The following is a 15536-nucleotide window of genomic DNA, read 5'->3' as shown; positions in this document are numbered from 1 at the left end:
TGCGTCTGTACGGCCGCGCGCCCGCAGTCGCGGCGGCCGGCGCGGCTGCGCCGGGCGGCCGCGTCACCGGCGGCGTGATCGCCTGCGCGCTGCTCGGCGTGCTCGCGCTGCTGCTGACCGCGGCGGCCTATGCGGCGGCCGGCGGCACGATCAACGACTGGCTGTCGGCCGGCAAGGCCGTGCCGGTCAGCCTGAGCCTGCAGACCGTGCTCGGCTATGTGCTCGCGCCGGTGGCCTGGCTCATCGGCACGCCGTGGCAGGACGCCGTGCTCGTCGGCAGCTTCATCGGCGAGAAGGTCGTGCTCAACGAGTTCGTCGCCTACGTCGACCTGGCCAAGAACATGTCGCTGCTGCAGGAGCACAGCCGCGTGGTCGCCGCCTATGCGCTCTGCGGTTTCGCGAACTTCTCCTCGATCGCGATCCAGATCGGCGGCATCGGCGGCCTCGCGCCGGGCCGGCGCGCCGACCTCGCGCGCTTCGGTCTGCGCGCGGTGCTCGGCGGCTCGCTGGCGACCTTCATGACGGCGACGATCGCCGGCGTGCTGAACCTGCTTTGAGCGGCCGCCGCATGCCGCTGCCGCTGCCGCGTTGTGCCGGCGACCGCATCCCCGCAGTCGCCGGTGCGCGTGAGACGCGACGGCAGCATGAACGAGGCGCCACATGAGCGCGCACCGCTTCGAAGACCGCATCAACGCGCTGTCGGATCAGGACTGGGCCTGGTGGCCCCTGCTCGCCCTGCGTCCGCCGCGCGAACAGCCGCTCAGCGAAGCGCGGCTGTTCCTGATCGCGCTGCTGTTCGGCGGTCTCTGCGCCGCCGTCGGCGTGGCCCTGCTCTGGCTGCTGTTCGGGCCGCCGCTGCCGCTGGCCGCCGTCTCAGTCGCGGCGCTGACCTTCTTGCTGTTCTACCTGACCGCGCGCGCGACCCTGTTCCGCTGCTGGAACCGCCGCGCGCTGCGGCTGCAGCGCGCGAACGCGCAGCACGACGACTGATCCAGCAGAGCGTAGCGTACGCGCAGTGCTTTCGCGCACCGGCGCCTGAGATTTCGCTGAGACCGAGTTGGCGTGTTGGTCGATGGATCTGCTCCACCGATCCGGTCGCGACCGCACCGGTCTAGCTGACGCCGCGGGAGATCGCCGAGAATCGGACGAGACCGCCCCTGTCGCCGGAGTTTCGCCGCATGTCCGTACTCGTCGTCGGTTCCTACAACCAGGATCACGTCTGGCGCATCGACCGTTTTCCGCAGCCCGGCGAGACGCGGCGCGGTCTCGGCTTTTCTACCGGTCCCGGCGGCAAGGGCTTCAACCAGGCCGTCGCGAGCGCGCGGCAGCAGGCGCAGACGGCGTTCATCGGCGCGCTCGGCGAGGACGCGCTCGCGCGCACCGCGCGCGAGCTCGCCGCGGCCGAGGGACTCGATGCGCGCTGGCAAGTCTGCAGCGACACCACGACCGGTTCCTGCGGCATCGTCGTCGACGCACAGGGGCAGAACCAGATCGTGCTCGACCTGGCCGCGAACGAACGCCTGTCGCCGGAGTTCGTGACCGCGCAGCAGGATCTGTTCGCCGGCGCGCGCGTCGTGCTCGTGCAGATGGAAACCGGCCTGAGCTCGGTCCGCGCCGCGCTGGCAGCGGCACCGGCCGGCTGCTTGCGAATGCTCAATCCAGCGCCGGTGCATGCGGACGCCGACGCGGCGCTGATCGCCGGCGTCGATCTCGTGACGCCGAACGAAACCGAGTTCGCCGACCTGCTCGCACGCTGCGCCGGCATCGACGTCGGTGCCGATTCCGTCGCCGCGCTCGGCGACGCCGAGCTGCACGCGCTGTGCCGCCGGCTCGGCGGTGCGAGCGTGATCGTCACCCTGGGCGCGCGCGGCTGTTTCGTCTCGCATGCGGACGCGGCGCGCTGGCACGACGGCGAAGCGCACTACCGCCTGCCGTCCGAACGCGTGCAGGTCCGCGACACGACCGGCGCCGGCGACGCGTTCAACGGCGCGCTCGCGGCCCGGCTCGCGCGCTTTCCGCAACGATCGCTCCGCGACGCGCTGATCCAGGCCGGCCGCGCCGCCGCACTGAGCACCGAACGCGCCGGCGCCGCCGTCGCGATGCCGACCCTCGCCGAGGTACAGGCGCGTTTCGGCTGAGCCGCCGCACGGCGCGCGCCGGCGCTATTCGTCGAAGCGGTTCGGGCCGAGTGATTCGACCAGATAGTCGATGAAGCAGTTGATCCGCGACGCCAGCGCCGTGTTGCGGTAGTAGACCGCGTTGACCGGCTGGCGCACGTCCTGGGTCCGGTCGGCGAACAGCTGCACGAGCCGGCCTTCTCGGCGGTCTTCGCCGGTCATGAAGTCGGACAGGCAGACCAGTCCTTCGCCGGCGAGCGCGAGCTGGCGCAGGGTCTCGCCGTTGGACGAAGCGATGTCGGGCCGCACGTGCAGCGGCGCGCCGGACGCGTCGCGCAGCGGCCAGGTGTTCAGCGATTCGGGCCGGTTGAAGCCGAGCAGCACGTGGCCGGACAGCGCCTCGACGCCGGCCGGCGCGCCGCGGCGCTGCAGATAGGCCGGGCTGGCCAGGATGCGCAGGCGGCTCGCGCCGATCGGCCGCGCGTGCAGGGTCGAATCCTTGAGCGCGCCGATGCGCAGCGCGACGTCGGTGCGCTTCTCGATCAGGTCGACGATGCCTTCGTTGCTGTCGAGCTCCAGCTGCACCTGCGGATAGCGCGCGCGGAAGCCGGCGACGCGCGGCACGATTACGTGCAGCATGAACGGCGTGGCCGCATCGACGCGCAGCCGTCCGGCCGGCACCTGGCGCCGCGCCGTCATGCGCTCCTCGGCGGCCTCGACCGCGCCGACGATCGCGCGCGCCTGCGTCAGGAATTCGGCGCCCTCCTCGGTCAGCTCCAGCCGCCGCGTCGTGCGCCGCAGCAGGGTCGTCTGCAGCTTTTCCTCGAGCCGCGTCAGGCTGCGGCTCGCCGCCGACACGGTCAGCTCCAGATGCTCGGCCGCGCGCGAGATCGCGCCCGTGTCGACCACGGCGATGAAGGCCTGCAGTTCGTCGAGCGTGATCTTCACATTTGCTCGCCACGCAAAAGTATTTCGCTTATAGCCGGCTTTTTCGGCAAATGTAAGCCGCCCAGACTGGCGCCCGTCTTTCCTGTCCGGATACCGCCATGCCTCTTGCCCTGCTCGCGCTGACGATCAGCGCGTTCGCCATCGGGACGACCGAGTTCGTGATCGTCGGCCTGATCCCGACCATCGCCGCCGACCTCGGCGTCAGCCTGCCGTCGGCCGGCCTGCTGGTCAGCCTCTATGCACTCGGCGTCGCGATCGGCGCGCCGCTGCTGACCGCCCTGACCGGCAAGCTGCCGCGCAAGCAGCTGCTGCTCGGCCTGATGGCGCTGTTCACGGTCGGCAACCTCGTCGCCTGGCTGTCGCCGGGCTATGCATCGCTGATCGTCGCGCGCGTGCTGACCGGCCTCGCCCACGGCGTGTTCTTCTCGATCGGATCGATCATCGCGACCAATCTGGTGGCCAGGGACAAGGCGGCCAGCGCGATCGCGGTCATGTTCAGCGGGCTGACCGTGGCCCTGGTCACCGGCGTGCCGCTCGGCACCTTCATCGGCCAGCACTTCGGCTGGCGCACGACCTTCCTCGCCGTGTCGGCGCTCGGCGTGATCGCCCTGCTCGGCAGCCTGCTGTTCGTGCCGCGCAACCTCCATCACAGCGCGCCGGCGACCCTGCGCCAGCAGATGCAGGTGCTCGCCCGGCCGCGCCTGCTGCTCGTCTACGCGATGACCGCGGCCGGCTACGGCGGCACCTTCATCGCCTTCACGTTCCTCGCGCCGCTGCTGCAGCAGCTCGGCGGCTACTCGGCCGATGCGGTCAGCCTGGTGCTGCTGGTCTACGGCGTGTCGGTCGCCATCGGCAATATCTGGGGCGGCAAGCTCGCCGACCGCCTCGGCCCGGTCGCCGCGCTCAAGCGCATCTTCCTGCTGCTGGCCGCCGTGCTGCTCGTGCTCGGCGTCACCGCGACGAGCAAGCCGCTCGTGCTGCTGACCGTGCTGGCCTGGGGTGCCGTCGCGTTCGGCAACGTGCCGGGCCTGCAGGTCTACGTGGTCAAGCAGGCGCAGATCCATGCGCCGCAGGCCGTGGACGTCGCCTCGGGCCTGAATATCGCCGCGTTCAACCTCGGCATCGCCGGCGGCGCCTGGTGCGGCGGCCGGATCGTCGCGCGGCTCGGCCTGATCCATACGACCTGGATCGGCGCGCTCGTCGTGTTCGCCGCGTTCCTGCTGACCGCCTGGAGCGGCCGCCTCGACCGCCGCGCCGGCTACACGGCGCACGCCGACGGCATCGCGGTCGCGGCGCATTGACCGCCGCCGGCCATTTGTATAGTCGTTGAAAATATCCACGCACCGGAGCATTCCATGAGCATTCCCGCTTTCGGCCTCGGCACGTTTCACCTGCAGGGCCAGGTCGTCGTCGACGCGGTCCGCGACGTGCTCGGCCTGGGCTACCGCGCGATCGACACCGCGCAGATCTGCAGCTGCAGCTCGACGACGGCGACATGGCGCGCATCGCGACCCTGGACCGCAACGCGCGCCTCGCGAATCCGGCCGGCATCGCGCCGGTCTGGGATTGAGCGCAGTCCCGCCACCTGAGGAGAACGCGCATGAACACGACACGAGCGCGGGCCGCGACGCCGGCGCGCGATGCCGAGCGCGAGTCCTGCGATGAGCGCCGACTGCCGCCGTTCGCCGGCAAGGTCGTCGAGGTCGTCTACGACGGCCTCGCCGCGATCGACGACTATGCCGAAGACGGACGCACCGGCCGCTACGAAATAACAGCCGGCCCGCTGCGCGGAACGCGCGGCGAGGCCCGGTACGAATGGCGCGAGATCGCCGGGCAGGTCCAAGCGATCTCCTGGCAGGAAGCCGACGGCGCGAGCGTCGTCCATGTCGACGATTTCGCGCGCGGCACGTCGCCGTCGTTCTTCACGACGCCGGCCCTGGCGTTCTATCGGCTGTCCGGCACCGTGCGGCCGGCCGCCGCCGCGGCCGGCTGACGCGGCGGACGTTCGCGCCACGCGGCGGGCAACGGCTCTCCGGGCCGCTCGAGCGCGTAGTAAAGCGCGACGATGCGCCAGCGGCCGTCCTGCTCGACGAGGTGCAGGCTGTTGACGCCGGTGAAATCGGCGGCCGCGGCGGCGGCGCCGGTGCGCGATTCCACGGTCGAGAACACCTCGGCGAACGCGCCGTAGCGGCGCACCTCGCGATGCACTTCGCGTTCCTCGAACGGTTTTGTGTCGGGCTCGGCCTGGGCCGCGACGAAGTCGGCCGCGCTGCGCTGGCGCAGCGCCGCGGCGCCGTCGCGGCCGAGGCCGTAGACCTGCGCCGTCGGCAGGAACAGAGACTCCAGCGCCGCGCGGTCGGCGCCGGCGCCGGGGCCGTGCGACAGCGCGCGCCAGAGCGCATCCGCAGCCGCTTCGGGACTGTCTTGCGCCGTCGCCGCCGCAGTCCAGCCCAGCGCCGCCAGCATCAGCCATCGTTTCATCGCGTTCTCCGGATCCTCGGTCCGCAGCGGACCGGACCGGCGCTGCCCTGCTTTCACGCCGCGGCGCTGCCGTACAATCCGCGCCCTATGCACATCGGTCCGCACCTCATCTCGCCGCCGCTGATCCTCGCGCCCATGGCCGGCGTGACCGACAAGCCGTTCCGCCTGCTGTGCAAGCGCCTCGGCGCCGGGCTGGCCGTGTCGGAGATGACGACGAGCGATCCGCGCCTGTGGCAGACGCGCAAGTCGCTCGCGCGCATGGACCACATCGGCGAGCCCGCGCCGGTCAGCGTGCAGATCGCCGGCTACGATCCGGTCATGCTGGCCGAAGCCGCACGCTACAACGTCGCGCACGGCGCGCAGATCGTCGACATCAACATGGGCTGCCCGGCCAAGAAGGTCTGCAACGTCTACGCGGGCTCGGCGCTGCTGCAGGACGAGCCGATGGTCGCGCGCATCGTGCAGGCCGTCGTCGCCGCAGTCGACGTGCCCGTCACACTGAAGATCCGCACCGGCTGGAACCGCGACAACCGCAACGGCCTGCGCATCGCGCGGATCGCCGAGGACGCCGGCATCGCCGCGCTCGCCGTGCACGGCCGCACGCGTGCCGACCTGTACGAAGGCGACGCCGAATACGACACGATTGCGGCGATCAAGAGCGCGGTGCGGATTCCGGTGCTCGCCAACGGCGACATCGATTCGCCGCGCAAGGCGCAGGCCGTGCTGCGTCACACGGGCGCCGACGGCCTGCTGATCGGCCGCGCCGCGCAGGGACGGCCGTGGATCTTCCGCGAGATCGCCCATTACCTCGCGACCGGCGAAGTGCTGCCGGCGCCGGAACTGATCGACGTGCGCGACATCCTGGTCGGCCATCTGCAGGCGTTGCATGCGTTCTACGGCGAGGTGCAGGGCGTGCGCATCGCGCGCAAGCACCTGGGCTGGTACGCCAAGGACAGGCCCGAGAACGCGGCGTTCCGCGCCGTCGTCAACCGCGCCGAAACCGCCGAGGCGCAGCTGCGCCTGACCCGCGACTATTTCGACGCGCTGGCCTCCGGCGCACGGGCCCTGTCCGCCGCCGCCTGAGCCGCGCCGGCGCGCTTGACGCTCAGCCCGGCAGCGGATATTCAGAACGCCGACCCGACGCTGTCACTGCGAGCCGCCATGAGCGACACGGAAACGTCCGCCGCCGCCAACCGCCGCCCGATCGCCGCCCGCAGCAACGCGCTGATCCAGCGCATCGCCGCGGCGCTCGTGCGCAGCGGCGTCTCGCCGAATGCGATTTCCGTCGTCAGCATCGTCTTCGCCGCGGCCGGCGCGGCGGCGCTGCTGTACCTGCCGTCGCCGTGGAACGCCTGGCTGTGCGCGACCGGCATCGTGCTGCGCCTGCTCTGCAACCTGTTCGACGGCATGGTCGCCGTCGAAGGCGGCCGGCAGACGCCGGCCGGCGCGCTGTACAACGAAGTGCCCGACCGCATCGCCGACAGCCTGTTCATTGTCGCGCTCGGCGTCGCCGCGGGCCAGCCGTGGCTCGGCTGGCTCGGCGCATTGCTCGCGGCACTGACCGCCTACATCCGCGCGCTCGGCGGCGCGCAGGGCCTGGCACAGGATTTCCGCGGCCCGATGGCCAAGCCTCATCGCATGTGGCTGATGGTGCTGGCCTGCCTGCTCGCGCCGCTCGAACTGTGGTTCCTGCACAGCGGCTACGCGCTGCTGGCCGCCGCCGCGGCGATCGCCGCGGGTTCGGCGCTGACCTGCTTCACGCGCCTGCGCGCGATCGCCGTGCAGCTGGAGGCGCGCCGATGATGGAGCGCGCCGCCGCGGCCGGGCTGGTCGGACTCACGCGCCTGCTCGTCGGCGCGCGCGCGCAGTGGCGCGCCGAGCCCGGCGCCGGGCAGAGCCTGTATTTCGCGAACCATTGCAGCCATCTCGACACCCTAGCGATCTGGAGCGCGCTGGCCCCGGCGCAGCGCGCCGTCACGCGGCCGGTCGCCGCGCGCGACTACTGGAACAAGCCCGGCCTGCGCACCTATCTGTCCGGCCGCGTGCTGCGCGCGATCCTGATCGAGCGCCGCCGCGACGAGCGCGCCGGCGACCCGCTCGAACCGGTATTCGCGGCACTGGCCGGGGGTGACTCGCTGATCCTGTTCCCCGAAGGCACGCGCACGGCCGACCGCCTGCCGCAGCCGTTCCGCGGCGGCCTGTTCCGCATCGCCGAGACGTTCCCGGCGCTGAACCTCGTGCCGGCCTATCTCGACACCCTGCACCGCAGCCTGCCCAAGGGTTCGCACGTGCCGCTGCCGCTGTACTGCACGGTGCGCTTCGGCGCGCCGCTCGCGCGGCAGACCGGCGAGGCGCGCGACGGGTTCCTCGCGCGCGCCCACGCGGCGGTCTGCGCGCTCGCCGATCCGGCCCGCGGAGCCGCCGCATGAGCGCGTCGCAGAAGCTGCTCTGGGTGTTCGGCGGCATAGTCGCGCTGCTGAGCGTCGCCTCGGCCACAGGCTGGCTGCTGCAGCGGCGCAAGGGCGACACCGCGGTCATCCGCAATCTCAACGAACGCGTGCGCGCCTGGTGGCTCATGGTCGCCGTGCTCGGCGCCTGCTTCTGGGCCGGCGCCGCGGCGACCCTGATCGTGTTCGCGCTGATTTCGTTCTTCGCCTTGCGCGAGTTCATCACCTTGACGCCGACGCGGGCCAGCGACCACAAGCCGCTCGCGATCGCGTTCTACGTGCTCGTGCCGCTGCAGTACTGGCTGATCCACCTGCAGTGGTACGGCCTGTTCTCGATCTTCATTCCGGTCTACGCGTTCCTCGGCCTGCCGGCGATCGCCGTGTTCGCCGGCGACACCGAGCAGTTCCTCGAGCGCATCACGAAGATCCAGTGGGGTGTGATGATCGCGGTCTACTGCATCAGCTACGCGCCGGCGCTGCTCGTGCTGGACCTGCGCGGCTTCCACGGCCAGGGCGCGCTGCTGTTGCTGTATCTCATGCTCGTCGTGCAGATCAGCGACGTCATGCAGTACGTGTTCGGCAAGCTGTTCGGACGGCACAAGCTCGCGCCGCTGGTCAGTCCGTCCAAGACCGTCGAAGGCCTGGTCGGCGGCGGCCTCGCCGCGACCGCGATCGGCGCGGCCATGTGGTGGATCACGCCGTTCACGCCGCTGCAGTCGGCGCTGATGTCGCTGCTGATCGTCGCCTGCGGCGTGCTCGGCGGCCTGGCGCTGTCGGCGGTCAAGCGCAGCCTCGGCGCGAAGGACTGGGGCAGCATGATCGAAGGCCACGGCGGCATGATGGACCGCATGGACTCGGTCAGCTTCGCCGCGCCGATCTTCTTCCACATCACGCGCTTCTTCTTTTCCGGCTGAAGCCTCGACGAATGGACTTCCGATGAACCTGCCGACCCGCTGCCTGCTCGCGCTGCCGCTGGCTGCCGCCGCCGGCCTGAGCGCCGCCGCCGACACGCGCCTCGAACAGATGTGACCCGAACATCGAACCCGCCTGCAGGAACAGCAGCGCCGCGTCGACGCACTCAACGCGAGTCCCGAGATTCCGCGCAGCGACGCCGATGCCAAGGCCACGGTCGAGGAACTGCTGGCCGAGCCGCACCTGCCGCTCGATGCGTCCGCGCTGACCGGCGACTGGAAAGTGCGCTCGCTGCAGGGCGCGCGCTACGGCGTGTTCCCGTATCCGTGGTTCAAGGCGCGCATCGCACAACGCGACGGCCGCCTGTTCTTCGAGAAGCTGACCGGCTCGCAGCGCCGCAGCGGCTGGCTGCTGCCGCCGGAAAATGGCAACGGCGACTGGTATTTCGTCGGCGGCGCCAGCGTCAACGACGACCCGCAGGTGCCCTACAGCAAGGCCGCCGGCGCGGCCGCGCGCGACAGCGATACGGTCGGCACGGCCTGGGGCATCGGCGAGGACCGCGTGCTGATGCTGCTGGACGTCAGCGACGAGAGCTACGAGGTGTATCAGCTCAAGCGCTGAGCGCGCTGCCGCCCGGTCCCCCGCAGCGCCGCCAGGCAGCCGCCCCCCGCCCTACGGGAAACACCGCGGCAGATGCAATATGCCCGGGCAGCCGCTATCATCCGCGGTTCCGTTTTTCCATCCCTTTATCCGAATTGAAGGATATGCCGCGATGAGCAGCTACCTGTTCACCTCCGAATCCGTGTCCGAAGGCCATCCGGACAAGGTCGCCGACCAGATTTCCGACGCCGTCCTCGACGCGATCCTGCTGCAGGACAAGCGCGCGCGCGTGGCCTGCGAAACGCTGGTCAAGACGGGCGTGGCCATCGTCGCCGGCGAAATCACGACCTCGGCCTGGATCGACCTCGAAGCGCTGACGCGCAAGGTCATCCTCGACATCGGCTACGACTCGTCCGAGGTCGGCTTCGACGGCGCGACCTGCGGCATCCTCAACCTGATCGGCAAGCAGTCGCCCGACATCAACCAGGGCGTCGACCGCAAGAAGCCCGAGGAACAGGGCGCCGGCGACCAGGGCCTGATGTTCGGCTACGCGACCAACGAAACCAAGGACATGATGCCGGCGGCGATCTACTACTCGCACCGCCTCGTCGAGCAGCAGGCCAAGGTCCGCAAGAAGAAGAATTCTCCGCTGCCGTGGCTGCGTCCGGACGCCAAGAGCCAGGTCACGCTGCGCTATGAAGACGGCAAGGCCACGGCGATCGACGCCGTCGTACTGTCGACCCAGCACGATCCGGGCGTCAAGCAGAAGGACCTGGTCGAAGCCGTCATGGAATCGATCATCAAGCCCGTGCTGCCGACCAAGTGGATCCACAAGGGCACCAAGTTCCACATCAATCCGACCGGCAAGTTCGTGATCGGCGGCCCGGTCGGCGACTGCGGCCTGACCGGCCGCAAGATCATCGTAGACACCTACGGCGGCTGGGCCCGTCACGGCGGCGGCGCGTTCTCGGGCAAGGATCCTTCGAAGGTCGACCGTTCGGCCGCCTATGCGGCGCGCTACGTCGCGAAGAACGTCGTCGCCGCGGGCCTGGCCGACCGCTGCGAGATCCAGGTCTCCTACGCGATCGGCGTGGCCGAGCCGACCTCGATCTCGGTGACGACGTTCGGCACCGGCAAGATCAGCGACGACAAGATCGAGAAGCTGATCCGCAAGCACTTCGACCTGCGTCCGTACGGCATCATCAAGATGCTCGACCTGGTGCACCCGATGTACCAGCAGACCGCGAGCTACGGCCACTTCGGCCGCACGCCGTACGACGTGAAGCTCGACAATGGCGAGACCTTCACCGCGTTCTCGTGGGAAAAGACCGACCGTGCCGAAGCGCTGCGCGCCGACGCCAAGCTGAAGTAAGCCGGTTCCGGACATGCTGCATCGACAAGGGCCGCGCACGCGGCCCTTGTCATGTCCGGGCCCGCCGGGCGCGCCTGCGGCCCTCGTCGCCCCGGCCGGCTGCGGCCGTCGTTGGCCGGTCCGCACCGAGCCGGCTCGTTCGGTCCGCAGGCTGCCGGCGCGTCGGCCGCGTTGCCGAAATTGCGCGCCCGACTTCGGCGCCGCCGCGCGAATAGGGGGTACTGCCTCCTGCCGCGTCTGATCAAGACTGCGCCTGTTTTCCGTAATGGTTTTCGTTCGACAGGGAATTCCGCATGCACCGTCCCCAGCACCCCGCCTCCGGCCGCGTCGGCCGGCTCTCCGTCCTGCTGTCCTGCAGCCTGCTCGCTTCGGCAGCAGCTGCCTCGAACTGGGATCAGACCCTGACCGCCAGCGGCTCGGCCGCGGCCCAGGTCGTCGACGTCGCCGCCGTACCGGGCGCGCGCTGGCTGCTGCTGCAGCGCGGCGACGAAACGGTGCTGCAGCGCGAAGCGGGCGGCCAGCTCACGGTCGCGACGACGACGGCCGCGAGCTCGCGCCTGATCGCCATGCCCGACGGCGGCGTGCTGCTGGCCGAAACCGACGCCGGCCGCCTGCGCCGCTACGACGCTCAGGGCCGGCCGGTCTGGCAGCGCGACGCGGCAACCCTGCTCGTGTTGCCCGACGCCGCCGGCGGCAGCTGGGTCGAGACGCTCGATGATTTCCAGCGCCTGGCCGCCGACGGCAGCCTGCGCGTGCGCCTGAGCCGCAACGCGTTTCCGGTGCTCGCGCGCACCGTCGCCGACGAACCCGCGCCGCTGCGCTATCAGCGGCCGCAGCGCGCCGTCGACACGGCCAGCGGCGACCTGCTCGTCGCCGGCCGCAGCAGCGTCACGGCCAGCCAGGGCAGCGCGCAGCTCGCGCGCTTCGACCGCCAGGGCCGCCAGCGCTGGGCCTGGACCGATGCGGGCGCGCAGCCCGGCCTCGAATTCAGCGCCGTCGCCGTGTCCGGCGAACTGAGCTGCGCGGCCGCGCGCGAATCCGACGGCAGCACCGTCGTGCGCCTGTGCCTCGACAACGCCGGCCGGCAGCGCTGGATCGCGACGCAGCAGCTGGGCCCGAACTCGGCCACCGCGGTCGTCGCGCTCGGCGCCGACGGCAGCCTGTACGCGCTCGACACGATCAACCGCAGCAACGCCCAGCTCGCGCTGCTCGGCCCCGACGGCGCTCCGCGATGGACGCAGCCGCTGCCGGCCGGCATCGCCGACGCCTGCGAAGGCCCCGGCGCCGGCTGTTCGCTGCAGGTCGCCGCGAACGGCGACGCGACCGTGCTGACCTCGGTCCCGAGCGGCACGGCGCAGCGCCTGCGCCTGCTCGGCTTCGGCGCCGACGGCAGCCTGCGCTACGACCGCGAGCTGCCGGTGTCGGTGGTCTCCTCACTCGCGCGCGAGAGCAACGGCCACGTGCTGCTGGTCGGCACGCGCCAGGCCGGCGCACGCCGCCTCGTCGAGCTCGACGCGCAGGGCAGCGTGCTTTCCGAAGTCGGCGACCTGCCGACGCCGCTGCGCCCGAAGGCGCGCGCCGTCGCCGGCAACGCACTCGGCGACAGCTTCATCGTCAGCGCCGCCGACGGCGCCGGCAGCTATCGCGTGCGCCGCGTCACGGCCGACGGCAACGTCGCCTGGGACGTCGAAATTCCGGGCAGCTTCGATCTCGCCCAGGCCACCGCCTCCGACGACCGCGTCTGCATTTCCGAGGTGCAGGCCGTGCAGGGCGAGCCGAACAACCGCGTGCGCTGCCTGGCCGCCGGCGACGGCCGCACCCTGTGGTCGCGCCCGATCGAGGAACCGCTGAACTTCCGCTCGCGCACGCCGCTGCCGGCCAGCACGTTCCGCCTGCGCGAAGACAACGCGCTGGTGCTGTCCTACCTTTACAACGGCGTGCAGCTGTACGGCGCCGCGGGCACCTCGCAGCGCCACTATCCGACCACCGAGCGCACGCCGCTCGGCGACTTCAACGACCGCGGCGACGCGATCGTCGTCGAGCGCCCGGCCAGCGAGCCGTCGACCAGCGACCAGGGCGAGCTGATCCTGCGCAGCAACACCGCGCGCGAGGTCTACCGGCTCGATCTCGCCGCGCTCGGCATCCAGCCGCAGCAGCTGCGCCTCGACGACGAGGACAATGCGTACATCGTCGGCAGCGCGACGCAATCGTCCTCGACGATGTACGCCTGGATGCTCGACCGCGACGGCAACGTGCGCTGGCGGCGCCAGCTCGACGACATTTCCGGCACGACGCCGTTCCTCTACCTGACCGGCGACTCGGTCGTGGTCGAGCGCCGCTACAGCCGCAACCAGGGCGGCGCGCGCGTCGCGGTCGAAGTGCTGCGCCGCGAAGGCGGCAACCGCCGCTGGCGCAAGACCTTCGTCGCCGACCAGATCGACGTGGACGAAGCCGGCCAGCGCGTCGTCGTGTTCGGCGCCGGCGAAGGGCGCTGGACCCTGCGCGCGCTGACCATCGCCGACGGCGACGAAGCCTCGACGGTCACGGCGGCCTGCGCGGCCGACGACTGCGGCTTCGGCGGCGCCGCGGCGCGCAACGGCATCGGGCGCATGGCCGGCGCCGACCGCGCCGCCGCGCGCAGCTATCTCGACACTGCCGCGATCCGCGTCGACCAGATCGGCATCGCCGGCGCCTGGGGTTCGCACTACGGCGAAGGCGAAGGCCTCGTGCTCGACTGGCTGCCGCGGGCGCGCCTGATCTTCATGCCGTGGTTCACCTACTCGCGCGACGGCGGCAACGACACCTCGCAGCTGCGCTGGTACGTGGTCCAGGCCGCGAACGTGCCCAACGGCGCGCGCAGCGCCGAGGTCGAGATCTATTCGGTCACCAACGGCGCGTTCGACTCGGCCGAGCCGCGCATCACGACGCGCGTCGGCCGCGGCACCCTGCGCTTCAGCGACTGCGCGAACGGCAGCTTCGACTACGTGTTCGACCCGATCTACAACAGCGGCGCGACCGGTACGATCACCTTGTCGCGCCTGTCGCCGGCGACGCAGTCGTGCGAGCTCGCCGACGGCAGCGTGCAGCCGGCCGGCGGCGCCCGTCCGCCGGGCAAGGGCTTCGATGCGCGCCAGAGCGGCTCCTGGTACGAACCGGCGACCGGCGGCCAGGGTATGCAGCTGACCGTGCAGCCCGACGGCGTGTTCTTCGCGGCGTGGTTCGCCTACGACATCGCCGGCGCCAACAACGACGGCGGCAAGCAGCACTGGTTCACCCTGCAGGGCAATCTCGCCGAGGCGGTCAACGGCAAGATCGATCTCGTCGTCGTGCAGACGCTCGGCGGCGCGTTCGACAGCCGCGCGACGCGCAACCGCTACGTCGCCGGCCAGGCCACGCTGCAGATGCACGGCTGCGACCGCGCGACCCTGACCTACGCGTTCGCCGACGACGAACGCGTCGGCGCGTTCGCCGGCCGCCGCGGCGAGCTCGAGATGATCAAGGAAGGCGGCTGCGCGCCGTAGCGGCGGCAGCCGTTGCGGCACAACGGGCGAGAATCCGCAACACGTTAAAATTCCCGTTAGAGATTTGTAAAATATGACGCACGAACGCCTGAACCGCGGGCGTTCGGCGTGTCCGAGTCGAACCGGCAGCAGAAACCGGGAAAAAACCGGACTTCGCTTGGGGGAGCGTCCCTGCCTCAGCGTCGTACAGGCTGCACTCGTAGATAAGGACGCTACCATGCTCGACCGCTTTTCCTTCGCCGCGCAGCGCCGTCTTCGCACGGCGCTGCTGCTGACACTGGTTCCGTTCGTCGCGACGCAGGCGGCCGAATGGCGACATCTCGAACCGCAGCAGGATCTGCCGTACGAGCCCACTTTCTTCGCGCCCGGCGCCGACGATGTCGTCTGGAGTTTCGACGGCGCCGTCGTGCGCCGCAGCGGCGGCGACGGCTCGGACACGACACCGTATCGCAACGTGTTCGCTGCGGGACTCGATGCGCAGGTCTATGTGCAAGGCACCGCGACCGCCGACGGCGGCCTCGTCGCCGACGACGGCGACTGCGGGCTGCTGCGCATCACGCCGGACCAGCGCGCGACCTGGCGCGTGCGGCCGCCGGTGCAGAGCTGCCGCGGCGTGCGCGTCGCCGCCGACGGCAGCAGCTGGGTCGCCGGCACACGGGGAAGCGACGGCGAGGCGCTGTATCAGCTCGGCCTCGACGGCGTCACCCTCGCGAAGCGCCGGCCCGGCGCGAACGAGCTCGCGCTGTTCACGATGAACCGCCTCGTCGACTTCGCCGCCCTGCCGGGCGGCGGCGATCTGGAGCTCAGCCACAGCCTGCAGAACACCGATGTCTCGCTGATCCGGCGCGACGCCGATGCGCGCATCGCCTGGACCTTCGCGCTGCCGTCCGCACGCGACCGCACGCGTCTGCTCGCCGCTGCCGACGACGGCGGCGCCGACGTCGTCGGCTCGACCGGCAACAACCTCTGGGTCTCGCGCGTCGACGCGCAAGGTCAGCCCGTATTTGCACGCCAGCTCGCGATGGACACCGCGGCGGCCGTGCTGGCCGCGCGGCGCGCGCCCGCCGGCGCGCTCTACGTCGTCGCCGGCGACGAGACTTCCGCCGGCCAGGTTCCGCGCCGCGTGCTGCGCATCGAC

At 71.1% G+C, this 15536-nt stretch carries 14 protein-coding genes and 2 pseudogenes; 14 read left to right on the top strand and 2 right to left on the bottom strand.

Translation table 11 applies throughout. The features are described from left to right. From NON22_RS10560 to NON22_RS10550, 3 genes are all read left to right on the top strand, one after another. A partial coding sequence (locus NON22_RS10560; protein WP_306673754.1) for a nucleoside transporter C-terminal domain-containing protein occupies window positions 1-557 on the top strand: 557 nt, incomplete at its 5' end. Between the two features lie 103 nt (window positions 558-660). Then, window positions 661-990, top strand: a complete 330-nt coding sequence (locus NON22_RS10555) for a hypothetical protein (RefSeq protein WP_257386891.1) — start codon at window positions 661-663, stop codon at window positions 988-990. A 188-nt stretch (window positions 991-1178) separates the two neighbouring features. Beyond that, window positions 1179-2138 (top strand): ribokinase, encoded by a 960-nt coding sequence (locus NON22_RS10550; protein WP_257386890.1) that lies wholly within the window; start codon window positions 1179-1181, stop codon window positions 2136-2138. A gap of 24 nt (window positions 2139-2162) precedes the next feature. On the opposite strand, the gene NON22_RS10545 is transcribed toward NON22_RS10550, so the two are convergent. After that, window positions 2163-3065, bottom strand: a complete 903-nt coding sequence (locus tag NON22_RS10545) for a LysR substrate-binding domain-containing protein (RefSeq protein ID WP_257386889.1) — start codon at window positions 3063-3065, stop codon at window positions 2163-2165. A gap of 98 nt (window positions 3066-3163) precedes the next feature. On the opposite strand from NON22_RS10545, the gene NON22_RS10540 reads away from it, so the two are divergent. The 3 genes and pseudogenes from NON22_RS10540 to NON22_RS10530 all read left to right on the top strand — a co-directional run bounded on the left by NON22_RS10540 (window position 3164) and on the right by NON22_RS10530 (window position 5058). After that, on the top strand, window positions 3164-4366 hold the full coding sequence (locus NON22_RS10540) for an MFS transporter (protein ID WP_257386888.1): 1203 nt from the start codon (window positions 3164-3166) through the stop codon (window positions 4364-4366). Between the two features lie 54 nt (window positions 4367-4420). Continuing rightward, window positions 4421-4534, top strand: a pseudogene (gene dkgB / locus NON22_RS10535) (2,5-didehydrogluconate reductase DkgB); the annotation flags it as partial. Between the two features lie 131 nt (window positions 4535-4665). Continuing rightward, complete coding sequence (locus NON22_RS10530) at window positions 4666-5058, top strand: MoaF-related domain-containing protein (protein ID WP_257386887.1); 393 nt, start codon at window positions 4666-4668, stop codon at window positions 5056-5058. Here the strand turns inward: NON22_RS10530 and NON22_RS10525 are convergent. Continuing rightward, the gene (locus NON22_RS10525; protein ID WP_257386886.1) at window positions 5010-5546 is read right to left on the bottom strand and encodes a nuclear transport factor 2 family protein; all 537 of its coding nucleotides are present in this window, start codon (window positions 5544-5546) and stop codon (window positions 5010-5012) included. The two genes, NON22_RS10530 and NON22_RS10525, sit on opposite strands and share 49 nt — an antisense overlap. 87 nt (window positions 5547-5633) lie before the next feature. Here NON22_RS10525 and dusB point away from each other — a divergent pair, with 87 nt between their 5' ends. From dusB to NON22_RS10485, 8 genes and pseudogenes are all read left to right on the top strand, one after another. After that, window positions 5634-6629, top strand: coding sequence for a tRNA dihydrouridine synthase DusB (gene dusB / locus NON22_RS10520; RefSeq protein WP_257386885.1), 996 nt, complete (start codon window positions 5634-5636; stop codon window positions 6627-6629). Between the two features lie 78 nt (window positions 6630-6707). Then, window positions 6708-7349, top strand: a complete 642-nt coding sequence (locus NON22_RS10515; RefSeq protein ID WP_257386884.1) for a CDP-alcohol phosphatidyltransferase family protein — start codon at window positions 6708-6710, stop codon at window positions 7347-7349. Continuing rightward, window positions 7346-7975, top strand: a complete 630-nt coding sequence (locus NON22_RS10510) for a lysophospholipid acyltransferase family protein (protein WP_257386883.1) — start codon at window positions 7346-7348, stop codon at window positions 7973-7975. Before NON22_RS10515 ends, NON22_RS10510 begins: the two co-directional genes overlap by 4 nt. Continuing rightward, entirely contained in the window at window positions 7972-8907 is a 936-nt protein-coding gene (locus NON22_RS10505) for a phosphatidate cytidylyltransferase (RefSeq protein WP_257386882.1), read from the top strand. Before NON22_RS10510 ends, NON22_RS10505 begins: the two co-directional genes overlap by 4 nt. A 130-nt stretch (window positions 8908-9037) precedes the next feature. Next, window positions 9038-9526, top strand: a pseudogene (locus tag NON22_RS10500) (DUF4893 domain-containing protein); the annotation flags it as partial. Between the two features lie 151 nt (window positions 9527-9677). Then, window positions 9678-10877, top strand: a complete 1200-nt coding sequence (metK, locus tag NON22_RS10495) for a methionine adenosyltransferase (RefSeq protein WP_257386881.1) — start codon at window positions 9678-9680, stop codon at window positions 10875-10877. A 293-nt stretch (window positions 10878-11170) separates the two neighbouring features. Further along, window positions 11171-14398, top strand: a complete 3228-nt coding sequence (locus NON22_RS10490) for a hypothetical protein (protein ID WP_257386880.1) — start codon at window positions 11171-11173, stop codon at window positions 14396-14398. Window positions 14399-14615: 217 nt separating this feature from the next. Further along, window positions 14616-15536, top strand: a 921-nt coding sequence (locus NON22_RS10485) for a hypothetical protein (RefSeq protein WP_257386879.1), incomplete at its 3' end; no start/stop codon positions are given.

The organism is Tahibacter caeni, from assembly GCF_024609805.1.
GTDB lineage: Bacteria > Pseudomonadota > Gammaproteobacteria > Xanthomonadales > Rhodanobacteraceae > Tahibacter > Tahibacter caeni.
This window is presented reverse-complemented; position numbering and strand designations above follow the sequence as displayed.